The sequence below is a fragment of the Pseudomonas sp. SG20052 genome (genome assembly GCF_031766055.1).
GTDB classification, from domain to species: Bacteria; Pseudomonadota; Gammaproteobacteria; order Pseudomonadales; family Pseudomonadaceae; genus Aquipseudomonas; species Aquipseudomonas mandelii.
In genome coordinates, this window is record NZ_CP134498.1 from 849,477 (window position 1) to 876,088 (window position 26,612).

The 26,612-nt window shown below is 58.0% G+C and carries 14 protein-coding genes, 2 tRNA genes and 3 rRNA genes; 11 read left to right on the plus strand and 8 right to left on the minus strand.

Features of this window, described 5'->3' with window-relative positions:
• Positions 1-42 precede the first annotated feature (42 nt).
• A complete protein-coding gene (locus RHP74_RS03775; RefSeq protein ID WP_010463780.1) occupies positions 43-729 on the minus strand; it encodes an SDR family oxidoreductase in 687 nt (228 codons plus the stop codon).
• A 25-nt stretch (positions 730-754) separates the two neighbouring features.
• The gene (locus RHP74_RS03780; RefSeq protein ID WP_077750226.1) at positions 755-1,105 is read right to left on the minus strand and encodes a MerR family transcriptional regulator; all 351 of its coding nucleotides are present in this window, start codon (positions 1,103-1,105) and stop codon (positions 755-757) included.
• Between the two features lie 83 nt (positions 1,106-1,188).
• Between RHP74_RS03780 and RHP74_RS03785 the strand changes: the two genes are divergently transcribed.
• Positions 1,189-1,626 (plus strand): hypothetical protein, encoded by a 438-nt coding sequence (locus RHP74_RS03785; RefSeq protein WP_311097908.1) that lies wholly within the window; start codon positions 1,189-1,191, stop codon positions 1,624-1,626.
• Positions 1,627-1,700: 74 nt separating this feature from the next.
• Here RHP74_RS03785 and RHP74_RS03790 read toward each other — a convergent pair whose 3' ends face one another.
• The 6 genes from RHP74_RS03790 to RHP74_RS03815 form a co-directional block, all read right to left on the minus strand.
• Positions 1,701-2,627 (minus strand): ABC transporter permease, encoded by a 927-nt coding sequence (locus RHP74_RS03790; protein WP_077750221.1) that lies wholly within the window; start codon positions 2,625-2,627, stop codon positions 1,701-1,703.
• Positions 2,627-3,733, minus strand: coding sequence for an ABC transporter permease (locus RHP74_RS03795; protein ID WP_102595208.1), 1,107 nt, complete (start codon positions 3,731-3,733; stop codon positions 2,627-2,629). Before RHP74_RS03795 ends, RHP74_RS03790 begins: the two co-directional genes overlap by 1 nt.
• Positions 3,734-3,744: 11 nt before the next feature.
• A complete protein-coding gene (locus RHP74_RS03800; protein ID WP_077750223.1) occupies positions 3,745-5,310 on the minus strand; it encodes an ABC transporter ATP-binding protein in 1,566 nt (521 codons plus the stop codon).
• Positions 5,311-5,842: 532 nt separating this feature from the next.
• Positions 5,843-6,424, minus strand: coding sequence for a YigZ family protein (locus RHP74_RS03805; protein ID WP_311097912.1), 582 nt, complete (start codon positions 6,422-6,424; stop codon positions 5,843-5,845).
• Positions 6,425-6,431: 7 nt separating this feature from the next.
• Positions 6,432-7,082 (minus strand): TetR/AcrR family transcriptional regulator, encoded by a 651-nt coding sequence (locus RHP74_RS03810; RefSeq protein ID WP_010463768.1) that lies wholly within the window; start codon positions 7,080-7,082, stop codon positions 6,432-6,434.
• Between the two features lie 206 nt (positions 7,083-7,288).
• A complete protein-coding gene (locus tag RHP74_RS03815; RefSeq protein ID WP_010463766.1) occupies positions 7,289-8,209 on the minus strand; it encodes a LysR family transcriptional regulator in 921 nt (306 codons plus the stop codon).
• A 139-nt stretch (positions 8,210-8,348) separates the two neighbouring features.
• On the opposite strand from RHP74_RS03815, the gene RHP74_RS03820 reads away from it, so the two are divergent.
• From RHP74_RS03820 to recD, 10 genes are all read left to right on the plus strand, one after another.
• Positions 8,349-9,698, plus strand: a complete 1,350-nt coding sequence (locus RHP74_RS03820; RefSeq protein WP_311097915.1) for an aspartate aminotransferase family protein — start codon at positions 8,349-8,351, stop codon at positions 9,696-9,698.
• Positions 9,699-9,762: 64 nt separating this feature from the next.
• The gene (locus RHP74_RS03825) at positions 9,763-11,256 is read left to right on the plus strand and encodes a CoA-acylating methylmalonate-semialdehyde dehydrogenase (RefSeq protein ID WP_010463762.1); all 1,494 of its coding nucleotides are present in this window, start codon (positions 9,763-9,765) and stop codon (positions 11,254-11,256) included.
• A 625-nt stretch (positions 11,257-11,881) separates the two neighbouring features.
• A 16S ribosomal RNA gene (locus RHP74_RS03830) occupies positions 11,882-13,420 on the plus strand.
• A gap of 82 nt (positions 13,421-13,502) precedes the next feature.
• A tRNA-Ile gene (locus RHP74_RS03835) sits at positions 13,503-13,579 on the plus strand.
• Positions 13,580-13,606: 27 nt separating this feature from the next.
• A tRNA-Ala gene (locus RHP74_RS03840) sits at positions 13,607-13,682 on the plus strand.
• 249 nt (positions 13,683-13,931) lie between these two features.
• Positions 13,932-16,823: ribosomal RNA gene (locus RHP74_RS03845) — 23S ribosomal RNA — on the plus strand.
• Between the two features lie 158 nt (positions 16,824-16,981).
• Positions 16,982-17,097: ribosomal RNA gene (gene rrf, locus RHP74_RS03850) — 5S ribosomal RNA — on the plus strand.
• Together the 16S, 23S and 5S rRNA genes with 2 tRNA genes alongside form the textbook arrangement of a ribosomal RNA operon.
• A gap of 156 nt (positions 17,098-17,253) precedes the next feature.
• On the plus strand, positions 17,254-20,706 hold the full coding sequence (gene recC, locus RHP74_RS03855) for an exodeoxyribonuclease V subunit gamma (RefSeq protein WP_311097917.1): 3,453 nt from the start codon (positions 17,254-17,256) through the stop codon (positions 20,704-20,706).
• Complete coding sequence (recB, locus tag RHP74_RS03860; RefSeq protein ID WP_311097919.1) at positions 20,703-24,392, plus strand: exodeoxyribonuclease V subunit beta; 3,690 nt, start codon at positions 20,703-20,705, stop codon at positions 24,390-24,392. The genes recC and recB overlap by 4 nt, the downstream gene beginning before the upstream one ends.
• Positions 24,389-26,500 (plus strand): exodeoxyribonuclease V subunit alpha, encoded by a 2,112-nt coding sequence (gene recD / locus RHP74_RS03865; protein ID WP_102595236.1) that lies wholly within the window; start codon positions 24,389-24,391, stop codon positions 26,498-26,500. Before recB ends, recD begins: the two co-directional genes overlap by 4 nt.
• Positions 26,501-26,612: the final 112 nt, after the last annotated feature.

Sequence of the window (26,612 nt, forward strand, 5' to 3'; positions counted from 1 at the left end):
AACCTTATGTGGAATGAAATCCTGTAGGCGCGAGGGTGGTGTTTACCAGGGAATGGTTTCGCCTCTGTAGTTCACGAAGTGATGTCCACCCTTGCCCGTGTACGCATTCACCTGATCGACCAACCCGCGCGTACTGGTTTCCACGTCGATATCGGCGCCTTCACCGCCCATGTCGGTCTTCACCCAACCCGGATGCAACGACAGCACGGTGAGTTTCTGCTCGCCCAGTTGCGTAACGAAGCTGTTGGTCATGGAATTCAGCGCCGCTTTACTGGCCTTGTACAACGCCAGCTCCGGCGCGTCCGGCATGGTCACGCTGCCCAGCACCGAGCTCATGAACGCCAGCACGCCGGTCTCCGGGCGAATCTGCCCGGCAAAACGTTGTGCCAGGTTGATCGGCGCCACGGCGTTGGTGAAGAACAATTGACCGACCTCGGCCAACGTCGCGCCGCCCGGCGTCTGAACGTCCGGCCCCTTGACCCCGGCATTCACGAATAGCAAATCGAACACTTCACCCTTGAGCTGTTGGCTCAGGGCGATGACCGCCTGCTGATCGTCCATGTCGAGCTTCTCGATCCGCACCTTGCCCAACGCCTGCAGCGCCTCGGCGTTCTGCGGGTTGCGCACGGTGGCGGTGACTTGCCAGCCGTCGGCCAGCAGGGTTTTCACCAGGCCGAGGCCCAGGCCCCGGGAGGCACCGATGATGAGTGCGGTTTTTGCCTTGGACATGAGTGGCTTCCTTGATAAGTGAGGATCATGGGCTCAGTGGACAACGCTGACCGAGCCGTTGTTGCAACTCGTGGCGCAATGCACCGAGTTCGTCCATACGGGTTTCAATCAGCTTGAGTTTGTCTTGCAGCAACTGTGTGACGGCGCTGTCAGGATCCGGCGATTGCCATATCGTGGCAACGCTGTTGCCGATCTCGCCGAGGGTAAAGCCCAACCGTTGAGCTGTCTTGATGTACAACACCAGTTGCACCATGTCTGGCGGGTAGTCGCGATAGCCGTTGGCACTGCGTTGTGCGGCGATCAGTCCGCGCTGCTCGTAGAAGCGCAGCGTGTCGCGGCTGACGGCGCTGGCCTGGGCTAATTCACCGATGCGCATCATGACGTCTCAAGAGGGGCTTGACCCTGGAGCATACTCCAGGCTTTAGCCTTGTTGCTCCCTGAATTTATGGAGCAAGGCCGATGTGGACTTCAACGCAATATCGCCGGGTGGTGCGGGGCAGCGCCTGGTATGACTTGATCGTGACAGCGGCGTTTATCACGCCGTGGAGTTTTGCCGCGTTGCACGGGGTGTTGTCGAGTGTGAGTCAGGCGTTCGATTTGCCGGGCGAGTTGCCGCCGTTCGAGCCGATGCACATGTTGATGGCGAATCTGCTGGGGTCGATTGTGTGCGTGTGGGCGGTGCTGCGGATTCGTGATCCGCAGCAGGTGTTTGGGCGGTATGACGCGGTGGGGCGGTTTCTGTTTTCGGCTTGGCAGCTTTATGCCTTGGTCCATGGCGCCAGTTCGCTGTTGGTGATTTTTCTGGTCTTTGAATTGGCGTGGGGCGTGGCTCAAGTGTTGCCGGTTCGGCAGCCTTCGCGGGCAAGCCTCGCGCCTACAGGTTTGCGCAATCCGTGAAATCGGCACTGGACCTGTAGGAGCGAGCGCCGCGCCGCTCCGACTTGCCCGCGAAGAGGCCGGCCGGGTCAACCTTAATGCCCCGCCTGCCACGGCTGCCCCAACGACACCGGCGCATACAACCGTGTGCGCACCGCGTCCCGCGACAACAGCACCAACACCACAATGGTCGCGACATACGGCAACATCGCCAACAGGCTCGACGGAATCGCCAGCCCCAACCCCTGCGCCACCAGGTGCAGGATGCTCGCGAGCCCGAACAGGTACGCCCCCAGCAGCAATCGCCACACTCGCCAACTGGCAAACACCACCAGCGCCAAGGCAATCCAGCCACGGCCGGCACTCATGTTTTCCGCCCACATCGGCGTATAGGCCAGGGACAAATAAGCCCCCGCCAAACCGGCCATCGCGCCGCCAAACAGCACCGCCAGTGCACGCACACCCAACACCGGCAAGCCCATGGCACTGGCCGCCTCCGGGCTTTCCCCGACCGCTTGTATGATCAGCCCGACGCGACTTTTCAGAATCACCCACGCCACCAGCGCAAACAACGCGAACGACAGGTACACCAGCAGATCCTGGGCGAACAGCATTCGCCCGATCAAAGGGATTTCACTCAGGTAAGGAATCGCCACCGGCTCAAAACCGGCCAGCGGTTTACCGACCCACGCCGCGCCAACAAACGTCGACAGGCCCACGCCGAAAATCGTCAGCGCCAATCCGGTGGCCACCTGATTGGCATTGAACACCAGCGCCACCAGCGCAAACAGCGACGACAACAGCATCCCGGCGAGCATCGCCAGCAACACGCCAAGCCACAGGTTGCCGCTGTTCAGGGCGACGATAAAACCGATCACTGCGCCAAACAGCATCATGCCTTCCTGACCCAGATTCAGGACGCCGCTTTTCTCACAGATCAATTCGCCCAGGGCCACCAACAGCAACGGCGTGCCGCAACGGACCATGGCGTAGAAAATATTGCTCAGCAGATCGATATCCATCACAGCGCTCCGGCGTGTGCAGCGGTGGCTTGTGTGCGGCGAGTCCAGCGCAGGTTCAAACGCGGTCGGTAAAGAATCAGCACGTCACTGGCCAACAGGAAAAACAGCATCATTCCCTGGAACAACTGGGTGATGGCTTGCGGCAGGTTCATGCTCATCTGCGCGCTCTCGCCGCCGATGTACAGCAACGCCATCAGCAGGCTGGAAAACAGAATGCCGATGGGGTTGAGCCGCCCTAGAAACGCCACCGTGATAGCGGCATAGCCATAACCCGGCGAGACCTGCGGCACCAGTTGGCCGATCGGCCCGGTGACTTCGCTCACTCCGGCCAGCCCTGCCAATCCGCCGCTGATCAACAGCGCCAGCCAGATCAGGCGCTTCTCGCGAAACCCGACGAAACCCGCCGCGCGCTTGTCCAGCCCGAGCACTTTTATCTGGAAACCGACAAAGCTTTTCTGCAGCAAAACCCAGACAGCCACCAACGCGAGCAGGGCGAAATACACCCCGGCGTGAACCCGACCGTCTTCCATCAACAGCGGCAAACGGCTGGCATCGCCGAACATCGCCGACTCCGGAAAGTTGAACCCGGCCGGGTCTTTCAACGGCCCATGCACGCAGAACAGCAGCAGGTTCAGCGCGATGTAATTGAGCATGATGCTGGTGAGGATTTCGTTGGCATTGAAACGCGTGCGCAACCACGCCGTCAGCCCGCCCCACGCGGCACCGGCCAACGTGCCGACCAGCAGGATCAGCACCAGCGCCCAGCGACTGTGCATATCGATGATATTCACCGCCAGCGCACTGCCGGCCAGGGCGCCGAGCAGCAATTGGCCTTCGGCGCCGATGTTCCAGATCCGCGCCTGATACGCCACGGCCAGCCCCAGCGCGCAGAGCAAAATAGGCAAGGCTTTGACCAACAGTTCGGAGACACCATACAAGTCGCTGACCGGCGCAATCAGCAGGGTGTGCAGCGTGAGCAGCGGGTCATGACCCAACGCAATAAACAACAGCGAGCCGCAGCCCAATGTCAGGGCCGCGGCCAGCAACGGCGAGCACCACAGCATCAGGCGCGATTGCTGGCCACGGGGTTCGAGAGAAAGCAGCATGTGAAACTCCGTTAAACCGTTGCGGATGCGAGTGTTTGAGGGGCGTCGAACTGGCCGGCCATCCAGCCGCCGACATCGATCAGGCGCGTGTCGACCGTGGCCCTGAGCGGCGACAGGCGTCCGCTGCACAAGGCACCGAGCCGGTCGCTGATCTGGAACAATTCGTCGAGGTCTTCGCTGATCACCAGGATCGCCGCACCCGCATCGCGCAAGGCAATCAACGCTCGGTGAATGGTGGCGGCGGCGCCGACGTCCACGCCCCAGGTCGGGTGCGCGGCCACCAGCAATTTCGGTTGCTGAAGGATCTCGCGGCCGAGGATGAACTTCTGCAAATTGCCGCCGGACAGACTGCGGGCCGGCGCTTGGGTATCGGGTGTTTTCACGCCAAAACGGCGGATGATTTCTGCCGCCAAGGCTTCGACCTTGGCGCGCTGAATGAGGCCGTTGCTGACCAAACCTTGTTGAAACGCGGTGAGCAGGGCGTTGTTGGCGAGGCTCAGTTCGGGCACCGCACCGTGGCCCAAACGCTCGGCGGGAACGAACGCGAGGCCGAGGTGGCGTCGCGCATCAGGCCGCAAATCGGCGACCGGCTGCCCGCCGAAACGGATCGTCCCGTTATCGTTTCGGCTCAACCGTTCTTCACCACTGAGCAGGGCCAGCAATTCATCCTGACCATTGCCTGCAACACCGGCGATTCCGACGATCTCGCCGCTGCGCACCTCGAGACCAATGTCCGTCAGGGAGCAGCCGAACGGGTCCGGGTTGTGCCACGACAATCCGCTCACATTCAAAAACGAGTCACCGCCGATCACCTTCGGATAATCGGTAATCAGCTCGGCGGCTTCCCCCACCATCAACCTCGCCAATTGCTGATCCGAACACTCGGACGGCACGCAATGCCCGGCCACCCGACCGCCGCGCAGCACCGTAGCGCTGTGACATAACGCGCGCACTTCACCGAGCTTGTGGCTGATGAACAGAATGCTGCAACCCTCGGCCGCGAGCCGGCGCAGGGTGATGAAGAGGTCGTCAGCCTCCTGCGGCGTAAGCACGGAAGTCGGCTCATCGAGAATCAGCAGGCGGATGTCCTGCATCAAGCAACGAACGATTTCCACCCGTTGCCGCTCGCCGATCGACAGGCTATGGACAAGGCGCTCCGGTTCCAGCGCCATGCCGTAGCGTCGGGAGACTTCACGAATTTTTGGCTCAAGCTGCTTCGGCGTGCCGGACGCCGCACCCATTGCCAGGGCAATGTTCTGCGCCACGCTGAGGGTTTCGAACAGCGAGAAATGCTGGAACACCATGCCGATCCCCAATGCGCGAGCCTGTGCCGGATTGCGCATGTTCACGCGCCCGCCCTGCCAGATCATTTCCCCGGAATCGGCGTGTGTGACGCCATAGATGATCTTCATCAACGTACTTTTGCCCGCACCGTTTTCGCCGAGCAGGGCGTGGATTTCACCGGGAGCAATGCTCAGGTCGATGGCGTCGTTGGCCAGGCAGCCGGGGTAACGTTTGCTGATTTTGCGCAGTTGCAGTCGAGGCGTTTGATCGGGGATCGGCACGGGGTTAGGCATGACAGGCTCGGGTCGATAGGAGTTATGCCTGTGGATAAAGCAATTTCCTGGCCATTGAGTCAGGAAAACCGAAAATCCTTGCTGGCAAAGGCATTGAGGGCGCGGCCTCGCCATCTTTTGATCGTCGATCAAGCACTACTTAGGGGCAAAGTGCTTGATCAGGCTCTGATTTTGCCCGTCGGGTATTGATCAAAAAACGAGCAACACACCGCAACCTATGCCGGATATAGGGCAGAGCCAGTCATGAACGGGTTATCCACAGGTTGTTCCACAGTATTTGTGCGCAAGCCGAAAGCACGGGCATAAGCACTGTGCGGCTATCTTCTAAAGGTGATAACCGACGCTAACTGTTTGTTTTTTCGTGAAATTAGTGGTTTGTATGGAAAGTTGGACGAAAAATGAGCAAAGCCCGCAGAGCCGCATGACAGAAGGGTTACAGCAGGATGTGCTCAGGTTATCCACAGCCGGGTGCACAGCAGATGTGGGCATCTGAACAGGCTCGATAAAAGGGCGGTGAACGGTGTTGGTGCGATCAGTGCTGCAACACAATGCGCCCGCGACTCAGGTCGGCGAGCTGAGTTTGCAGGGTCGTGATGCGCTCTTTGCCGATCGCCAATTGCAAGTCCACGCCGTTGGCGGTGAAGGTTTCTTCCACCACCAAACCACCCGATTCAGCGACGCGCAGTTTCACCAGCGCCAACTCACCAAACGCACAGGTACAGCTCACCGGTACCCGACTGATCAGCTCGACTTTCGCCGCGCCTTGCAGGCACTTGTTGGCGCCACCGCCATAGGCCCGGGCGAGGCCGCCGGTGCCCAATTGAATGCCGCCATACCAGCGAATCACCAGCACTGCGACCTGATCACAATCCTGCGCTTCGATGGCCGCCAGAATCGGTCGTCCTGCGGTGCCGCCCGGTTCGCCATCGTCATTGCTGCGGTATTGGTCGCCGAGCTTCCAGGCCCAGCAGTTGTGCGAGGCATTCAAGTCGCTGTGCTGATCGATGAACGCCTGGGCGTCGGCAGGGCTTGCGATCGACGTGGCGAACGTGATGAAACGGCTTTTGCGAATCTCTTCGCGGTATTCGCAAAAACCGCTGAGGGTAAAAGGCATAAGTGTCTTAGATAGCTGGCGTGAGGCCGCAGCCCTTGAGGATGATGCGGATCAGGTTGTTGCCGGCGTCTTCCATGTCTTGCTTGGTCAGCTTGGTGCGGCCGCTGACACGGCAGATCTGGGTGGCGAAGTCGGCGTAATGCTGGGTACTGCCCCACAGCAGGAAGATCAGGTTTACCGGGTCGACCGGGTCCATCTTGCCGGCGTCGATCCACGCCTGGAACACCGCCGCCCGGCCCTGGAACCAGGCGCGATAGTCCTGATTGAAATACTCGGTCAGGCATTCGCCGCCACTGATCACTTCCATGGCGAAGATCCGCGAGGCTTGCGGCTGGCGACGGGAGAATTCCATTTTGGCGCGGATATAACGCGTCAGCGCTTCTGCCGGATCATCCTCGGCAGTCAAGGTATTAAAGGTGCTGTCCCATAACTCAAGGATGTTGCTCAACACCGCCACGTACAAACCGAGTTTGTTGGTGAAGTAATAATGCAGGTTCGCCTTGGGCAACCCGGCATTCAAGGCGATGGTGTTCATGCTGGTGCCTTTGAAACCGTGACGGGCAAATTCGTCTTCGGCGGCTTTGATGATGGTCTCTTCGTTCTTCTGACGAATGCGGCTGGCGGGTTTGCCGCCGTGAGCGGGGACTTCAAAGGTCATAGGCACTTCCGGACAAGTGGATGGGTGTAGCCACTGCGTTGATAGCGCACCCACAAGCTCCAGACAAGTCCCGACGCAATAAAACCTGAAGACCACAATTCCTGTAGGCCAGTGCTTGCTCGCGAAAGCGGCGTGTCAGTCGACATTAATGCAGCTGAAACACCGCCTTCGCGAGCAAGCTTCGCTCCTGCCGGCTTTCGCCACTTTCAACGTGTCGCGGCCAGGCTTTCGAGGAAGCTTTCCAGCACTAAATGTGGGCGCCGGCCCTTGCGCGTGACCGATGCGAGGCTCAGGTCATAAAAGCGCACGTTGGGTTTCAGCGCCCGCAATCGACCTTGCTGCACCCAGAGGCTGGCGTAATGGTCCGGCAGGTAGCCGATGAAGCGCCCGGTCAGGATCAGGAAGGCCATGCCCTCACGGTCCGAGGCACTGGCGGTGCAATTGAGCGCCTGGTAATGGGCCTGGATTTCCGCGGGCAAACGGAAGGTCGGCGCGATGGCGTCCTGGCTATTGAGGCGCTCGTCATCCAGTTGTTTATCGTCGACATAAAACAACGGATGACCGACTGCGCAATACAGCAGCGAGCGTTCGCTATAAAGCGGCTGATATTCCAGCCCCGACAGTGCGCTGGCCTGCGGCACCACACCGACATGCAATCGACCGTCGAGCACCCCTTGTTCAACTTCATTTGGCGCGATCATGCGGATCTGAATCTGCACGTCCGGCCCGCGTTCCTTCAGTTGTGCCAGCGCATGGGTGATGCGCATGTGGGGCAGGGTGACCAGGTTGTCGGTCAGGCCGATGGTCAATTCGCCGCGCAAGTGTTGGTGCAGGCCGTTGACCTCAGTGCGAAAACTTTCCAGCGCACTTAATAGCTGCAAGGCCGATTGATAGACCTCGCGACCTTCCTCGGTCAGGGAAAATCCGGCGCGACCGCGTTGGCATAAACGCAGGCCGAGGCGCTGTTCCAGATCGCTCATCTGCTGGCTGATGGCCGAGCGGCCGATCCCCAATACCGACTCTGCCGCAGAAAAGCCTCCGCACTCCACCACACTGCGAAAGATCCGAAGCAGGCGGATATCAAAGTCACTGACTTGCGCCAGCGGATCGGGGCGACGGCTGCTCATGCTTTAATTACTCAAAGTTTAGTGGATGGCTGACTGAACGTTAGAAGAGTTGGATTTCACCGACTTTATCCTCGTGGCAATTTAGCTGCAAGAACGCTTTTGATCTCTATGCCGCTTATTGCCCTGCGAGGTTTTGCCCATGAACTTGCCCGAAAACGCCCGATCTCCTTTGGCCAGCCAGCTCAAGCTCGATGCCCACTGGATGCCCTACACCGCCAACCGTAATTTCCAGCGCGATCCACGACTGATCGTTGCTGCTGAGGGCAGTTGGTTGACGGACGACAAGGGGCGCAAGGTCTACGATTCGCTGTCGGGTCTGTGGACCTGCGGCGCCGGGCACACTCGCAAGGAAATCCAGGAAGCGGTTGCCAAGCAGTTGGGCACCCTCGATTACTCGCCAGGCTTCCAGTACGGCCATCCGTTGTCGTTTCAACTGGCCGAGAAAATCACCGATCTGACGCCGGGCAATCTGAATCACGTGTTCTTCACTGACTCGGGCTCCGAGTGCGCTGACACGGCGGTGAAGATGGTGCGTGCTTACTGGCGTCTGAAAGGCCAGGCCACCAAGACCAAAATGATCGGTCGTGCCCGTGGCTATCACGGTGTGAACATCGCCGGCACCAGCCTCGGTGGCGTGAACGGCAACCGCAAAATGTTCGGTCAGGCGATGATGGACGTCGATCACCTGCCGCACACCTTGCTGGCGAGCAATGCCTATTCCCGTGGTATGCCGACGGAGGGCGGTATCGCCTTGGCCGATGAACTGCTCAAGCTGATCGAGTTGCATGACGCTTCGAACATCGCCGCCGTATTCGTCGAGCCAATGGCCGGTTCCGCTGGCGTGCTGGTTCCGCCGCAGGGTTATCTGAAGCGTCTGCGCGAGATCTGCGATCAACACAACATCCTGCTGGTGTTCGACGAAGTGATCACCGGTTTCGGCCGCACCGGTTCGATGTTCGGCGCCGACAGCTTCGGTGTGACCCCGGACCTGATGTGCATCGCCAAGCAAGTTACCAACGGCGCGATTCCGATGGGTGCGGTGATTGCCAGCTCCGAGATCTACCAGACCTTCATGAACCAGGCGACGCCAGAGTACGCGGTGGAATTCCCGCACGGTTACACCTACTCCGCGCACCCGGTGGCTTGCGCCGCTGGCCTGGCTGCACTCGACCTGCTGCAAAAGGAAAACCTGGTGCAGAACGTGGCTGAAGTCGCGCCACATTTCGAAAATGCGCTGCACGGCCTGAAGGGCTCGAAAAACATTATCGATATTCGTAACTACGGTCTGGCGGGCGCGATCCAGATCGCACCGCGTGATGGCGACGCCATCGTGCGTCCGTTCGAAGCGGGCATGGCTCTGTGGAAAGCCGGGTTCTACGTGCGCTTCGGCGGCGACACCCTGCAGTTCGGCCCAACCTTCAACAGCAAGCCGCAAGACCTTGATCGTCTGTTCGACGCGGTCGGCGAAGTGCTGAACAGAATCGACTGATTTTCCCTTCTATATAGAGGCGCCCGTTGACGGACGCCTGTGGACAACTTTTCTGGAGCCCCGCATGAGCCTTATCCCGCATTTGATCAATGGCGAACTGGTGACCGAAGACGGTCGCACGGCCGACGTGTTCAACCCGTCCACCGGCCAGGCCATCCACAAGCTGCCGTTGGCCAGCCGCGAAACCATTCAGAAAGCCATCGACTCGGCCAAGGCTGCGTTCCCGGCCTGGCGTAACACGCCGCCGGCCAAACGTGCTCAGGTGATGTTCCGCTTCAAGCAACTGCTGGAGCAGAACGAAGCGCGTATCGCCCAGTTGATCAGTGAAGAGCATGGCAAGACCCTGGAAGATGCTGCCGGTGAACTGAAGCGCGGAATCGAGAACGTTGAGTTCGCCTGCGCTGCGCCGGAAATCCTCAAGGGCGAGTACAGCCGTAACGTCGGTCCGAACATCGATGCCTGGTCGGACTTCCAGCCGTTGGGCGTGGTGGCGGGTATTACTCCGTTCAACTTCCCGGCCATGGTTCCGCTGTGGATGTATCCACTGGCGATCGTCTGCGGTAACTGCTTCATCCTCAAACCGTCCGAGCGTGATCCAAGCTCGACGCTGTTGATTGCTCAACTATTGATCGAAGCCGGCCTGCCTAAAGGTGTGCTGAGTGTGGTGCATGGCGACAAGGCGGCGGTGGACGCGCTGATCGAAGCGCCGGAAGTCAAAGCGCTGAGCTTCGTTGGCTCGACGCCGATTGCCGAATACATCTACGCCGAAGGCACCAAGCGCGGCAAACGCGTCCAGGCACTGGGCGGCGCGAAGAACCATGCGGTGCTGATGCCGGATGCGGATCTGGACAACGCGGTCAGCGCACTGATGGGCGCGGCTTACGGTTCTTGCGGCGAGCGTTGCATGGCGATCTCGGTGGCCGTGTGTGTGGGCGACCAGGTGGCGGATGCGTTGGTGGCCAAGTTGGTACCGCAAATCAAGGCGCTGAAAATCGGTGCGGGTACTTCCTGTGGGCTGGACATGGGGCCACTGGTTTCCGGTCAGGCTCGCGATAAAGTCAGTGGCTATATAGAAGACGGCGTTTCTTCGGGCGCGTCCCTGGTGGTTGATGGTCGTGGATTGAGCGTGGCCGGTCATGAGGAAGGTTTCTTCCTGGGTGGCTGCCTGTTCGACAACGTCACGCCAGAGATGCGCATCTATAAAGAAGAGATTTTCGGGCCAGTGTTGTGTGTGGTTCGGGTCAACAGCCTGGAAGAGGCGATGCAACTGATCAACGATCACGAATATGGCAACGGCACCTGCATCTTCACCCGTGATGGGGAAGCGGCGCGGTTGTTCTGTGATGAGATCGAAGTCGGCATGGTCGGCGTCAACGTGCCGTTGCCGGTGCCGGTGGCTTATCACAGCTTCGGTGGCTGGAAGCGTTCGCTGTTTGGCGATCTGCATGCGTATGGCCCGGATGGCGTGCGCTTCTATACCCGTCGCAAGGCCATTACCCAGCGCTGGCCGCAGCGTGCGAGCCATGAAGCGTCGCAATTCGCATTCCCTAGCCTGTAAGTAGAAGGGCAGAAGGCCGAGCCCTTGGGGCTCGGCCTTCGTGTTTTCGGGCTTTTTTAATCTATATGACAGAAATGTGAAGATAGGTGTTGACGGCAGATTCTGGAAGTCTATAATTCGCCCCACTTCCGGCGCAGTCGAAACGGAAAACTCCTTGGTAAACAAAGAGTTACGCAGTTTTCGACAGCTAGTTGCTTCAGGTCATCGAAGCCCAGAAGGAGTTGATCAAGCAGGGTTGTTTGGCTTGATTGACGGTTCGATCTTCTCGGTCGAAAGCGGAGAAAAAGAGGTGTTGACAGCAGCGAGTAACGCTGTAGAATTCGCCTCCCGCTAACGAGAGATCGGAGGCGCAAGTGGTTGAAGTTGCAAAGGAAACTTTGAAAACTTCTGAAATAACCGCTTGACAGCAACAGAGGCTGCTGTAGAATGCGCGCCTCGGTTGAGACGAAAGATCTTAACCAACCGCTCTTTAACAACTGAATCAAGCAATTCGTGTGGGTGCTTGTGGAGTCAGACTGATAGTCAACAAGATTATCAGCATCACAAGTTACTCCGCGAGAAATCAAAGATGTAACCAACGATTGCTGAGCCAAGTTTAGGGTTTCTTAAAAACCCAAAGATGTTTGAACTGAAGAGTTTGATCATGGCTCAGATTGAACGCTGGCGGCAGGCCTAACACATGCAAGTCGAGCGGCAGCACGGGTACTTGTACCTGGTGGCGAGCGGCGGACGGGTGAGTAATGCCTAGGAATCTGCCTGGTAGTGGGGGATAACGCTCGGAAACGGACGCTAATACCGCATACGTCCTACGGGAGAAAGCAGGGGACCTTCGGGCCTTGCGCTATCAGATGAGCCTAGGTCGGATTAGCTAGTTGGTGAGGTAATGGCTCACCAAGGCGACGATCCGTAACTGGTCTGAGAGGATGATCAGTCACACTGGAACTGAGACACGGTCCAGACTCCTACGGGAGGCAGCAGTGGGGAATATTGGACAATGGGCGAAAGCCTGATCCAGCCATGCCGCGTGTGTGAAGAAGGTCTTCGGATTGTAAAGCACTTTAAGTTGGGAGGAAGGGCAGTTACCTAATACGTATCTGTTTTGACGTTACCGACAGAATAAGCACCGGCTAACTCTGTGCCAGCAGCCGCGGTAATACAGAGGGTGCAAGCGTTAATCGGAATTACTGGGCGTAAAGCGCGCGTAGGTGGTTTGTTAAGTTGGATGTGAAATCCCCGGGCTCAACCTGGGAACTGCATTCAAAACTGACAAGCTAGAGTATGGTAGAGGGTGGTGGAATTTCCTGTGTAGCGGTGAAATGCGTAGATATAGGAAGGAACACCAGTGGCGAAGGCGACCACCTGGACTGATACTGACACTGAGGTGCGAAAGCGTGGGGAGCAAACAGGATTAGATACCCTGGTAGTCCACGCCGTAAACGATGTCAACTAGCCGTTGGGAGCCTTGAGCTCTTAGTGGCGCAGCTAACGCATTAAGTTGACCGCCTGGGGAGTACGGCCGCAAGGTTAAAACTCAAATGAATTGACGGGGGCCCGCACAAGCGGTGGAGCATGTGGTTTAATTCGAAGCAACGCGAAGAACCTTACCAGGCCTTGACATCCAATGAACTTTCCAGAGATGGATTGGTGCCTTCGGGAACATTGAGACAGGTGCTGCATGGCTGTCGTCAGCTCGTGTCGTGAGATGTTGGGTTAAGTCCCGTAACGAGCGCAACCCTTGTCCTTAGTTACCAGCACGTAATGGTGGGCACTCTAAGGAGACTGCCGGTGACAAACCGGAGGAAGGTGGGGATGACGTCAAGTCATCATGGCCCTTACGGCCTGGGCTACACACGTGCTACAATGGTCGGTACAGAGGGTTGCCAAGCCGCGAGGTGGAGCTAATCCCAGAAAACCGATCGTAGTCCGGATCGCAGTCTGCAACTCGACTGCGTGAAGTCGGAATCGCTAGTAATCGCGAATCAGAATGTCGCGGTGAATACGTTCCCGGGCCTTGTACACACCGCCCGTCACACCATGGGAGTGGGTTGCACCAGAAGTAGCTAGTCTAACCTTCGGGGGGACGGTTACCACGGTGTGATTCATGACTGGGGTGAAGTCGTAACAAGGTAGCCGTAGGGGAACCTGCGGCTGGATCACCTCCTTAATCGACGACATCAGCTGCTCCATAAGTTCCCACACGAATTGCTTGATTCATTGAAGAAGACGATAAGAAGCAGCCCGAAATTGGGTCTGTAGCTCAGTTGGTTAGAGCGCACCCCTGATAAGGGTGAGGTCGGCAGTTCGAATCTGCCCAGACCCACCAATTTTGTGTGGGAACCTGTAGAAATACGGGGCCATAGCTCAGCTGGGAGAGCGCCTGCCTTGCACGCAGGAGGTCAACGGTTCGATCCCGTTTGGCTCCACCACTACTGCTTCTGTTTGTTGAAAGCTTAGAAATGAGCATTCCATCGTGATGATGGTGAATGTTGATTTCTAGTCTTTGGCTAGATCGTTCTTTAAAAATTTGAGTATGTGATAGAAAGATAGACTGGACGTTACTTTCACTGGTAACGGATCAGGCTAAGGTAAAATTTGTGAGTTGCTCTTAATTGAGTATTATCGAATTTTCGGCGAATGTCGTCTTCACAGTATAACCAGATTGCTTGGGGTTATATGGTCAAGTGAAGAAGCGCATACGGTGGATGCCTTGGCAGTCAGAGGCGATGAAAGACGTGGTAGCCTGCGAAAAGCTTCGGGGAGTCGGCAAACAGACTTTGATCCGGAGATGTCTGAATGGGGGAACCCAGCCATCATAAGATGGTTATCTTAAGCTGAATACATAGGCTTAAGAGGCGAACCAGGGGAACTGAAACATCTAAGTACCCTGAGGAAAAGAAATCAACCGAGATTCCCTTAGTAGTGGCGAGCGAACGGGGACTAGCCCTTAAGTGGCTTTGAGATTAGCGGAACGCTCTGGAAAGTGCGGCCATAGTGGGTGATAGCCCTGTACGCGAAAATCTCTTAGTCATGAAATCGAGTAGGACGGAGCACGAGAAACTTTGTCTGAATATGGGGGGACCATCCTCCAAGGCTAAATACTACTGACTGACCGATAGTGAACTAGTACCGTGAGGGAAAGGCGAAAAGAACCCCGGAGAGGGGAGTGAAATAGATCCTGAAACCGTATGCGTACAAGCAGTGGGAGCCCACTTTGTTGGGTGACTGCGTACCTTTTGTATAATGGGTCAGCGACTTATTTTCAGTGGCGAGCTTAACCGAATAGGGGAGGCGTAGCGAAAGCGAGTCTTAATAGGGCGTCTAGTCGCTGGGAATAGACCCGAAACCGGGCGATCTATCCATGGGCAGGTTGAAGGTTGGGTAACACTAACTGGAGGACCGAACCGACTACCGTTGAAAAGTTAGCGGATGACCTGTGGATCGGAGTGAAAGGCTAATCAAGCTCGGAGATAGCTGGTTCTCCTCGAAAGCTATTTAGGTAGCGCCTCATGTATCACTGTAGGGGGTAGAGCACTGTTTCGGCTAGGGGGTCATCCCGACTTACCAAACCGATGCAAACTCCGAATACCTACAAGTGCCGAGCATGGGAGACACACGGCGGGTGCTAACGTCCGTCGTGAAAAGGGAAACAACCCAGACCGTCAGCTAAGGTCCCAAAGTTATGGTTAAGTGGGAAACGATGTGGGAAGGCTTAGACAGCTAGGAGGTTGGCTTAGAAGCAGCCACCCTTTAAAGAAAGCGTAATAGCTCACTAGTCGAGTCGGCCTGCGCGGAAGATGTAACGGGGCTCAAACCATACACCGAAGCTACGGGTATCACTTAGGTGATGCGGTAGAGGAGCGTTCTGTAAGCCTGTGAAGGTGAGTTGAGAAGCTTGCTGGAGGTATCAGAAGTGCGAATGCTGACATGAGTAACGACAATGGGTGTGAAAAACACCCACGCCGAAAGACCAAGGTTTCCTGCGCAACGTTAATCGACGCAGGGTTAGTCGGTCCCTAAGGCGAGGCTGAAAAGCGTAGTCGATGGAAAACAGGTTAATATTCCTGTACTTCTGGTTATTGCGATGGAGGGACGGAGAAGGCTAGGCCAGCTTGGCGTTGGTTGTCCAAGTTTAAGGTGGTAGGCTGGAATCTTAGGTAAATCCGGGATTCTAAGGCCGAGAGCTGATGACGAGTGTTCTTTTAGAACACGAAGTGGTTGATGCCATGCTTCCAAGAAAAGCTTCTAAGCTTCAGGTAACCAGGAACCGTACCCCAAACCGACACAGGTGGTTGGGTAGAGAATACCAAGGCGCTTGAGAGAACTCGGGTGAAGGAACTAGGCAAAATGGCACCGTAACTTCGGGAGAAGGTGCGCCGGTGAGGGTGAAGCATTTACTGCGTAAGCCCATGCCGGTCGAAGATACCAGGCCGCTGCGACTGTTTATTAAAAACACAGCACTCTGCAAACACGAAAGTGGACGTATAGGGTGTGACGCCTGCCCGGTGCCGGAAGGTTAATTGATGGGGTTAGCTAACGCGAAGCTCTTGATCGAAGCCCCGGTAAACGGCGGCCGTAACTATAACGGTCCTAAGGTAGCGAAATTCCTTGTCGGGTAAGTTCCGACCTGCACGAATGGCGTAACGATGGCGGCGCTGTCTCCACCCGAGACTCAGTGAAATTGAAATCGCTGTGAAGATGCAGTGTATCCGCGGCTAGACGGAAAGACCCCGTGAACCTTTACTATAGCTTTGCACTGGACTTTGAATTTGCTTGTGTAGGATAGGTGGGAGGCTTTGAAGCGTGGACGCCAGTTCGCGTGGAGCCAACCTTGAAATACCACCCTGGCAACTTTGAGGTTCTAACTCAGGTCCGTTATCCGGATCGAGGACAGTGTATGGTGGGTAGTTTGACTGGGGCGGTCTCCTCCTAAAGAGTAACGGAGGAGTACGAAGGTGCGCTCAGACCGGTCGGAAATCGGTCGTAGAGTATAAAGGCAAAAGCGCGCTTGACTGCGAGACAGACACGTCGAGCAGGTACGAAAGTAGGTCTTAGTGATCCGGTGGTTCTGTATGGAAGGGCCATCGCTCAACGGATAAAAGGTACTCCGGGGATAACAGGCTGATACCGCCCAAGAGTTCATATCGACGGCGGTGTTTGGCACCTCGATGTCGGCTCATCACATCCTGGGGCTGAAGCCGGTCCCAAGGGTATGGCTGTTCGCCATTTAAAGTGGTACGCGAGCTGGGTTTAGAACGTCGTGAGACAGTTCGGTCCCTATCTGCCGTGGACGTTTGAGATTTGAGAGGGGCTGCTCCTAGTACGAGAGGACCGGAGTGGACGAACCTCTGGTGTTCCGGTTGTCACGCCAGTGGCATTGCCGGGTAGCTATGTTCGGAATAGATAACCGCTGAAAGCATCTAAGCGGGAAACTAGCCTCAAGATGAGATCTCACTGGGACCTTGAGTCCCCTGAAGGGCCGTCGAAGACTACGACGTTGATAGGTTGGGTGTGTAAGCGCTGTGAGGCGTTGAGCTAACCAATACTAATTGCCCGTGAGGCTTGACCATATAACACCCAAGCAATTTGCTGACCTGAAAAGGCACCAGATTGCGGTGTGTGAAGACGAAATGAACCGAAAGTTCGATTGTTCACAAACACCGAGATCTATCACATACCCATTCGCTGGAGCGTGCGCCGTAAGGCAAGCGACCTGGCTACCGAATTTCTTGACGACCATAGAGCATTGGAACCACCTGATCCCATCCCGAACTCAGCAGTGAAACGATGCATCGCCGATGGTAGTGTGGGGTTTCCCCATGTGAGAGTAGGTCATCGTCAAGATTAAATTCCGAAACCCCTATCTGCGTATGCAGGTAGGGGTTTTGTTTTGTCCGCAGGAAAGTTCGTACAGCAACATCGGACGGCTCCCGGCTGTCACAGTCTCCCGACAATGCTAAGGTTCGGCCCTAGCTTTTGTATTTTTCCAAGGAAGCCTTTATGCCGGACGCGACGTCCCTCAGTGCTGGTTTTATGGTGGTTCACGGTAACCGCCTGGACGAGTTGCGCAGTCTGGTGGTCAGCTGGATGCGCCGCTACCCGCTGGCTCCCTTGGAAAATGAAATCGCCCTGGTACAGAGCAACGGCATCGCCCAGTGGCTGAAACTGGCTCTGGCTGAAGACCCTGAAGAAGACGACATGGGTGGCTGCGGCATTGCGGCAGCCATCGACGTTCAACTCCCAGGCAGCTTCATGTGGCAGCTCTATCGCATGGTTCTGGGTCGTGATGAAATTCCGGTCAAATCCCTGCTCGATAAAGCTCCACTCACCTGGCGTCTGATGCGTCTGCTTCCCCAGTTGATCAATCAACCGCACTTCGAACCGCTGCAACGCTTCCTTACCAATGACACTGACCTGCGCAAACGCTACCAACTGTCCGAGCGGCTGGCTGATCTGTTCGACCAATACCAGGTATACCGGGCCGACTGGCTCGAAGACTGGGCGGACGGTCGTCATCAATTGCGAAACGGCCGAGGCGAAGCCAAGCCCCTGACCCCAGCCAACTGCTGGCAGGCAGAGTTATGGCGGGCTCTGTTGCTGGATGTGGGTGAGCAAGGCATGGCGCAAAGCCGTGCCGGTGTTCATCAACGGTTCATCGAGCGCATCAACAGCCTCGACGTGGCCCCCAGCGGATTACCTTCCCGGGTCATCGTTTTCGGGATCTCCTCTCTCCCGGCGCAAGCGCTCGAAGCTCTCGCCGGACTGGCGCGATTCAGCCAGGTTCTGCTTTGCGTACACAACCCATGTCGTCATCATTGGGCAGACATCGTCGCCGATAAAGACCTTCTGCGGCATCAATACAAGCGCCAGGCTCGCAAGAGCGGAATGCCTGTCGTGCTTGATCCGCAAACCCTTCACCAACATGCACATCCGCTATTGGCGGCATGGGGCAAGCAGGGGCGGGACTACATCAATCTGCTCGACAGCTACGACGATCCCAACAGCTACCGCTCGGCATTCCGTGATGGGCGCATCGACTTGTTCAGTGATAGCCAGCCACAGACCATGCTCAACCAGTTGCAGGACGACATCCTTGAACTGCGCCCCTTGAATGAAACCCGCGAACTCTGGCCGCCTGTCGATCTCAATCAGGACGAATCCATTCGTTTCCACATCGCCCATAGCGCCCAGCGCGAAGTGGAAATCCTCCACGATCAGTTGCTCGCACGCTTCAGTGCCGATCCAGACTTGAAGCCTCGCGACATAATCGTGATGGTTCCGGACATCGACAGCTACGCTCCGCATATCCGTGCAGTCTTCGGTCAACTTGATCGCTTCGATCCGCGCTTCATCCCCTTTACACTGGCGGATCAAGGCCAGCGCGGTCGTGATCCACTGCTGATTGCTGTCGAACATCTACTCAAACTGCCCGACAGCCGTTTCCCCGTCAGTGAGATCCTCGATTTGCTGGATGTTCCTGCACTGCGCGCTCGCTTCGGTGTCGAGGAACGTGACCTGCCCACCCTGCATCGCTGGATCGAAGGCGCTGGTATTCGCTGGGGAATGAATGCCGAGCAGCGCGCGGGTCTGGGTTTGCCTCAAGAACTGGAGCAAAACAGTTGGCGTTTTGGCCTGCGCCGGATGCTGCTTGGTTATGCCGTCGGCAGCGCCGCTGCTTGCGAAGGCATTGAGCCTTACGACGAGATTGGCGGTCTGGATGCGGCGCTCATCGGTCCTTTGGTTGCACTGCTGGACGCGTTGGAGATTGCCCATCAGGAACTGACTCAACCTGCACCGCCTAAGCAATGGGGCGTCAGGATGCAAGCTTTGGTGCAGTTGTTCTTCCAGGCCAGCAATGAACATGACGACTACTTGCTGGGTCAACTCGAAGAACTGCGGGAAACCTGGCTCGAGACCTGCGAATCAGTGGGCTTGCATGATGAGCTGCCCTTGACCGTGGTCCGTGAAGCCTGGCTGGCAGGCCTCGACCAGGGCCGGCTGTCCCAGCGTTTTCTGGCCGGAGCCGTCAACTTCTGCACCTTGATGCCGATGCGGGCGATCCCCTTCAAACTCGTCTGTCTGCTCGGGATGAATGACGGAGATTACCCGCGTGCACAACCGCCGCTGGACTTTGATCTCATGGGCAGCGATTACCGCCCGGGTGATCGTTCCCGGCGCGAGGATGATCGCTATCTCTTGTTGGAAGCCCTGTTGTCGGCACGTGACCAACTCTATATCAGTTGGGTCGGCCGTAGTATTCGGGACAATAGCGAGCGCCCAGCCTCGGTACTGATTGGTCAACTGCGCGATCATCTTGCCGGTGGTTGGCGATTACAGGTCGACAGTGAAAAACTGCTGGAATCGGTGACTCAGGAACACCCGCTGCAACCCTTCAGCGCACGCTATTTTCATGAAGGTAATGACTTGTTCAGTTTCGCAAGCGAGTGGCAGGTGCTTCATCAAGCCAGTGAACAGGCAACGGGCATCAAGCCCCTTGATGCCTATGTTCAGGAAGAGCCGCTGAGCCTCGGTCAATTGCAGGATTTCCTGCGCAATCCCGTGCGACATTTTTTCAGTCAGCGACTCAAGGTGTTCTTCGAAGCGGCTGAAGCCCCCTTGGCCGACGAAGAGCCCTTCGTACTCGACGCTCTCCAACGCTATAGCCTCAGTGACAGTTTGCTCGAAGCGGCGCTCGGGCAACTGGATCACGTCGATCATGCGCTTGAGGCCCAGGCAACGCGTCTGCAAAACAGCGGGCTCTTGCCCATGGCCGGTTTCGGCGAATGCCTGCAGCGAGAGTTGATCGAGCCGCTGCCAGATCTGTTGCAGCGTTATCAACAACTCCTTGCGTTGTGGCCAACGCCGCTGACTAGTGCGTTGCCTGTGAATCTGGAACTGGAAGGCCTGCGCCTGGAAGGCTGGCTCAGTGGCCTGCACCAACGTGCGGATGGCGGCCTGTTGTCGATTACCACGATTCCCAACAGCATTGGTTCGATCAAGACCCGCAAGTGGCATCGGCTGACGCGACCTTGGGTCAATCACCTGGTCGCTTGCGCCAGCGGCATGTCGATGACCACCGCGCTGGTCGCCAGTGACGACAGTCTGCTACTGGCCCCTTTGGAGCAGGGCGCTGCACGTCATGCCTTGAGTAACCTGTTGCAAGCATGGCAAACCGGCATGCGCCAACCCCTGCCGATTGCCGTGAAAACCGCCTTCGCGTGGCTCTCTCAAACTGACCCGGCCAAAGCCGACGCCGCTGCTCGCAAGGCCTATGAAGGCGACGGTCAAACCACCGACGGCGAACGCCGCGAAAGTCCGGCACTGGCACGACAGTTCGCTGATTACGACGCGCTGACCGCCGAGGAGACTTTCCCCGATTGGTGCAACGCTTTGTACAAACCGATGCTTGAAGCCCCCTGGCGTTCATTGACCAGCGAGGAGGCGCGTTCATGACCACGAAAACACCGCTGGCCCTGGCTTTTCCCCTGAGCGGCAGCCAACTGATCGAAGCCAGCGCCGGTACCGGCAAGACGTTCACCATTTCTGCGCTGTACTTGCGTCTGGTCCTTGGTCACGGTGGCGAATCGAGTGGGTTTGGGCGTGAACTCTTGCCGCCGCAAATCCTCGTGGTCACGTTCACTGATGCCGCGACCAAAGAGCTGCGCGAGCGTATTCGTACCCGACTGGCCGAAGCGGCCCGATACTTTCGTGACGAGACCCAGGCACCCGATAGCCTCATCGCGGAGTTGCGTGACCAGTACCTCCCGGAACAGTGGTCCGGCTGTGCAAACCGTCTGGACATTGCCGCGCAGTGGATGGATGAAGCCGCCGTCTCGACCATTCACAGTTGGTGCCAGCGCATGTTGCGTGAGCACGCGTTTGACAGTGGCAGCCTGTTTACCCAGACCCTGGAAACCGATCACAGCGACTTGCTGGGTGAAGTCCTGCGTGATTACTGGCGGCTGTTCTGCTATCCGATGCAAGGTGATGCGCTGAACTGGGTGCGGGGTAATTGGGGAGGGCCAGCGGCGTTATTACCGCGAGTACGTAGTTTATTCGCCAGTGAGCGTGACAGCACTGAAGGCAAGGAGCCTGCCGAGCTGATCGCCGAGTGCTTGCAGGAACGGCGACTGGCCTTGCTCGAACTCAAGATGCCCTGGCGCCAATGGGCGGGCGAACTGCTTGCCATCTGTCACCAAGGTGTTGCGAGCAAAAGTGTCGATGGTCGAAAGATGCAGGCACGTTATTTCGAACCCTGGTTCGAAAAGCTCAAAGCATGGGCCGAAGATGAATCCCTTGAGCAACTGGATATCGGCACGGGCTTCGCTCGCCTGACGCCTGACGGCATGGCCTTAGCCTGGAAAGGCGCCGCCCCCAGTCATCCGGGGCTGGACGCCATGCCCGGGCTCAAGGCCAGCCTCGACGGCTTGCCAACCCCCGACGCGGCCGTTCTGCAACATGCTGCGCAATGGGTCGGGGCACGGTTCGAAGAAGAAAAACGCCGCCGCGCGGAAATGGGCTTCGACGACATGTTGCTGCGCCTCGATGCGGCGTTGCAATCCAAGGGTGGTGAACGCTTGGCGACCTTGATCCGCGAACAGTTTCCGGTGGCGCTGATCGATGAGTTCCAGGACACCGACCCGGTGCAGTACCGGATTTTCGAAAGCATCTATCGCATCGAAGACAACAACCCTGAAGGCGGCCTGTTTCTGATCGGCGATCCCAAGCAAGCGATCTACGCCTTTCGCGGCGCCGACATCTACACCTACTTGCGAGCCCGCCAGGCCACCGCCGGCCGTCTGCATACCCTGGGTACGAATTTCCGTTCCAGCCATGGCATGGTCAATGCGGTGAACCATGTGTTCGAGCGCGCGGAGTCTCGTGAGCTGGGGCGCGGCGCGTTTCTGTTTCGTGAAAAGAACGGTGAGAACCCGGTACCGTTCCTGCCCGTCGAGTCCCAAGGGCGCAAAGAAGTTCTGCACATCGATGGCCAGTTCGTGCCGGCTCTGAACATCTGGCACCTGTCCGCCGATCAGCCGCTGTCCGGCGTGGAATACCGACAAAAACTCGCCGCCGCGTGCGCCAGTGAAATCACCGCGTTACTTAATGGTGGCCAGGAAGGTCGGGCAGGTTTCATTGAGAAGGACATGGACTTCCGGGGCCTGCTACCCGCGGACATCGCGATTCTGGTTCGCGACGGCAAAGAGGCCCAGGCCGTGCGGGGCGAACTGTCTGCACGCGGGGTGCGCAGCGTTTATCTGTCGGACAAGGATTCGGTGTTCGCCGCTCAAGAAGCCCACGACCTGCTGACCTGGCTCAAAGCCTGTGCCGAGCCGGATGTCGAGCGACCGCTGCGAGCCGCATTGGCCAGCATCACGCTGAACCTTTCCCTGGCGGAACTGGAGCGGCTGAATCAGGACGAACTGGCCTGGGAAGCGCGGGTCATGCAGTTCCGCGGTTATCGCGAGCTGTGGCGCAAGCAAGGCGTGCTGCCCATGTTGCGGCGCTTGCTGCATGACTTCCAGTTGCCTCGATCGTTGATCGCCCGCAGCGACGGTGAGCGGGTACTGACTAACTTGCTGCACCTGTCCGAGTTGTTGCAACAAGCCGCTGCGGAGCTTGATGGCGAGCAAGCGCTGATTCGTCATTTGTCCGAGCATCTGGCGTTGTCCGGTCAGGCCGGCGAAGAACAGATCCTGCGTCTGGAAAGCGACGAGCAACTGGTTAAGGTCGTGACCATTCACAAGTCCAAGGGCCTTGAGTATCCCTTGGTGTTTCTGCCGTTCATTTGCTCGGCAAAACCGGTGGATGGCAGCCGTTTGCCGCTGCATTACCACGATTCAAACGGCAAGGCGCAGGTGACTTTAAAACCGACTGCGGAGTTGATCGCCCTCGCCGATGATGAACGTCTGGCGGAGGATCTGCGTTTGCTCTATGTCGCCCTGACCCGGGCGCAACATGCCTGCTGGCTGGGTGTGACCGATCTCAAGCGCGGCAATAACAACAGCTCGGTGCTGCACCTTTCTGCATTGGGTTACTTGCTCGGCGGTGGTGCCCCTCTGGCCGAGTCCGCAGGTTTGAAACGCTGGCTCGAAGACCTCCAGCAGGACTGCCCGGCGCTTCTGTACGGTGATATGCCGCCAGCGACGGCCGAGCATTACCATCCGCCACGCAATGACGCGACGTTGCTTGCGCCGCTGATACCCAAGCGCAAGGCCAGTGAAAACTGGTGGATTGCTTCGTACAGCGCTTTGCGTATCGGCGACAGTCTGAGCGTAGGCAGTGACGAGGCCCCGGAGAACCCGCAGGCGCAAAAGCTCTTTGACGATGAACGTCTCGATCCGCAGGCGCCACGAGAAGTGGCCGTCGGTGGTGCCGATATCCATCGGTTCCCCCGCGGCCCCAACCCCGGCACCTTTCTCCATGGTTTGCTGGAGTGGGCCGGTGATGAAGGTTTTTCTGCTGCACCACAAGTCGTGGAAGATGCCATTGCCCGCCGCTGCAACCGCCGAGGCTGGGAAGGCTGGATCACCACGCTGAGTGATTGGTTGCAGCACTTGCTCAAGTCTTCGTTGCACCTCGGCGGGGGGCAGCCTCCGGTCGTGTTCGAGCAGCTCACTCAATACCGCGTCGAGATGGAATTCTGGTTCGCCAGCCATAAAGTCGACGTGCTCAAGCTGGATGAACTGGTGCGCCAATACACCCACAACGGCATCGCCCGGGTCGCCGCTGAACCGGTCTCGCTCAACGGCATGTTCAAGGGTTTCATCGACTTGACGTTCGAACACGACGGCCGATATTACGTTGCCGACTACAAATCCAACTGGCTGGGCCCTGATGACGCGGCGTACACCGAGCAGGCCATGGAGCAGTCGATTCTCGATAATCGTTACGACCTGCAATACGTGTTGTACCTGCTGGCCCTGCATCGCCAGCTCAAGGCGCGGCTTGCCGACTACGATTACGACCGGCATGTCGGTGGCGCTCTGTATTTGTTCTTGCGCGGCACACGGGCATCCACCCAGGGCGTCTATTTCTCCCGTCCGCCCAGAGAGCTGATCGAGCGTCTGGATCGGCTCTTCCAGGGCAAGCCAGAACCCAAGGCCGAACCCGCCTGGGAACAGGGAGTATTGTTATGAGCCGCACCTTCGCCGATTTGCTGCCCACGTCATTGGCAGCCGAAACCATGGCGGATCTGGCACCCCTGAGTCGTGCCGATGACTTGTTGCTTTTACTCTCGCGCTGGGTCGAACGCGGCTGGCTGCGGGCGCTGGACAAAGCCTTCGTGGCCTTCCTCCACGAGCTTGCCCCCGACGACGATCCGTTGGTGTTGCTTGCCGCCGCATTGACCAGCCACCAACTGGGTCACGGCCATGTCTGCCTGGACCTGTTCGAGACGCTCAAAGAGCCGGATTTTGCCCTGTCGCTGCCACCCGAAGGCGATCTGCAAAGTGGCGCGATGCTGTTGCCGTCGCAACTGCTTGAGGCGCTGGATGGCGCCCATTGGTGCAAGGTCCTGGCGTCCAGCCGTCTGGTGGCTCTGGCGGTCGATGGTCGTGAGGCTGCGCAATCGCGGCCCTTGGTGTTGTCGGGCAAGCGCCTGTACCTGCGTCGCTACTGGGTTTACGAAAGACGCATCGACAACGCCCTTCGCCTGCGCCTGGCTGAACACGAAACAACGCCGAACGACTTGCCCCAGCGACTCACTGGTTTATTCGGTCCAGCCAGGCCCGGCGAAGTGATCGATTGGCAGAAACTCGCCTGTGCCTTGGCTACCCGCAGTGCGTTCAGTATCGTCACCGGCGGCCCGGGGACCGGTAAAACCACCACGGTCGTGCGGTTGCTCGCATTGCTCCAGGCGCCAGCGGTGGAGGCCGGCAAACCGTTGCGAATCCGCCTTGCCGCACCCACCGGTAAAGCGGCGGCACGGCTGACAGAATCCATCAGCCAGCAAGTCCGGACGCTGGAAGTCGATGAAAACGTAAGAAACAAGATCCCCTCTGACGTGACTACCGTGCACCGCCTGCTTGGCAGTCGCCCCGGTACCCGGCACTTCCGTCACCATGCCGGTAATCGCTTGCCGCTGGATGTGCTGGTGGTGGACGAAGCCTCAATGATTGACCTGGAGATGATGGCGAACTTGCTCGACGCGATGCCGGCTCATGCCCGGCTGGTGTTGCTCGGTGACAAGGACCAACTGGCATCGGTGGAGGCCGGTGCCGTGCTCGGTGATTTGTGCCGCGACGCCGAGGCCGGTTGGTACAGTCCGCAGACGCGCCAGTGGCTGGAGACGGTCAGTGGTGAAAGCCTGCTGGCCAGCGGTTTGCAGGAAGACACTGACGCGACTCACCCCCTGGCCCAGCAAGTGGTGATGCTGCGTCACTCGCGCCGGTTCGGTGAAGGCAGCGGCATTGGCCAGTTGGCGCGATGGGTCAATCAGCAGCAACCGGAGGAAGCCCGCACGTTGCTGGCTGCTCGAAGTCACGCCGACGTGTTTTCCCTGCCCCTCAAAGGTGAGCACGACCGGGCGCTGGAACACTTGCTGCTCGAAGGCCATGGCGACGGACCGCAAGGTTATCGCCACTACCTGAGTGTGCTTCGCAGCCAGCGGCCACCGCTCGACAGCCTGCTCGAAGACTCCCGCTGGACCGATTGGGCGCGTCAGGTATTGCAAGCTTTCGACGCCTTCCAGTTGTTGTGCGCGGTACGCAAAGGGCCATGGGGCGTGGAGGGATTGAATCAACGTGTAACCGCCGCGCTGCTCAAGGCTCGAGTGATCGACAGCGACCAGCAGTGGTACGAAGGTCGCCCGGTATTGATGACGCGTAATGACTATGGCCTGGGGTTGATGAACGGTGATATCGGTATTGCCCTCAAACTGCCGGAACGTGATGGGCCTGAGGCTGGCAAGCACGTACTGCGTGTAGCGTTCCCGCGCAATGATGGCCAGGGTGGCGTGCGATTTGTTCTACCGAGTCGACTCAACGATGTCGAGACGGTTTATGCCATGACCGTACACAAATCCCAGGGCTCGGAGTTTGCCCATACGGCGTTGATTCTGCCGGATGCGCTGAACCCTGTACTGACCAAGGAGTTGATCTACACCGGGATCACCCGGGCCAAGAACTGGTTCACCTTGATCGAGCCACGGGCCGGAGTGTTTGAGGAGGCCGTGCGGCGCAAGGTCAAGCGCTTGAGCGGGTTGATGCTGGAGTTGGACGATGGGGTTGAGCCGAGCCATCGATAGGCTGGCGTGTACGCCGGAAACTGTCCGAAGTGCCGTAGTGCACCGCCTCGCTGGGGGGTAAACGCTATGCTATCGTTGCGACATTATTTCGTAACATCGAAGAGAATCCCCC

What these genes read in the sequence shown, in the direction of transcription:
- RHP74_RS03775 (WP_010463780.1), bottom strand. Translation starts at nt 729, where the DNA reads ATGTCCAAGGCAAAAACCGCACTCATCATCGGTGCCTCCCGGGGCCTG.
- RHP74_RS03780 (WP_077750226.1), bottom strand. Translation starts at nt 1,105, where the DNA reads ATGCGCATCGGTGAATTAGCCCAGGCCAGCGCCGTCAGCCGCGACACG.
- RHP74_RS03785 (WP_311097908.1), top strand. Translation starts at nt 1,189, where the DNA reads ATGTGGACTTCAACGCAATATCGCCGGGTGGTGCGGGGCAGCGCCTGG.
- RHP74_RS03790 (WP_077750221.1), bottom strand. Translation starts at nt 2,627, where the DNA reads ATGGATATCGATCTGCTGAGCAATATTTTCTACGCCATGGTCCGTTGC.
- RHP74_RS03795 (WP_102595208.1), bottom strand. Translation starts at nt 3,733, where the DNA reads ATGCTGCTTTCTCTCGAACCCCGTGGCCAGCAATCGCGCCTGATGCTG.
- RHP74_RS03800 (WP_077750223.1), bottom strand. Translation starts at nt 5,310, where the DNA reads ATGCCTAACCCCGTGCCGATCCCCGATCAAACGCCTCGACTGCAACTG.
- RHP74_RS03805 (WP_311097912.1), bottom strand. Translation starts at nt 6,424, where the DNA reads ATGCCTTTTACCCTCAGCGGTTTTTGCGAATACCGCGAAGAGATTCGC.
- RHP74_RS03810 (WP_010463768.1), bottom strand. Translation starts at nt 7,082, where the DNA reads ATGACCTTTGAAGTCCCCGCTCACGGCGGCAAACCCGCCAGCCGCATT.
- RHP74_RS03815 (WP_010463766.1), bottom strand. Translation starts at nt 8,209, where the DNA reads ATGAGCAGCCGTCGCCCCGATCCGCTGGCGCAAGTCAGTGACTTTGAT.
- RHP74_RS03820 (WP_311097915.1), top strand. Translation starts at nt 8,349, where the DNA reads ATGAACTTGCCCGAAAACGCCCGATCTCCTTTGGCCAGCCAGCTCAAG.
- RHP74_RS03825 (WP_010463762.1), top strand. Translation starts at nt 9,763, where the DNA reads ATGAGCCTTATCCCGCATTTGATCAATGGCGAACTGGTGACCGAAGAC.
- recC (WP_311097917.1), top strand. Translation starts at nt 17,254, where the DNA reads ATGCCGGACGCGACGTCCCTCAGTGCTGGTTTTATGGTGGTTCACGGT.
- recB (WP_311097919.1), top strand. Translation starts at nt 20,703, where the DNA reads ATGACCACGAAAACACCGCTGGCCCTGGCTTTTCCCCTGAGCGGCAGC.
- recD (WP_102595236.1), top strand. Translation starts at nt 24,389, where the DNA reads ATGAGCCGCACCTTCGCCGATTTGCTGCCCACGTCATTGGCAGCCGAA.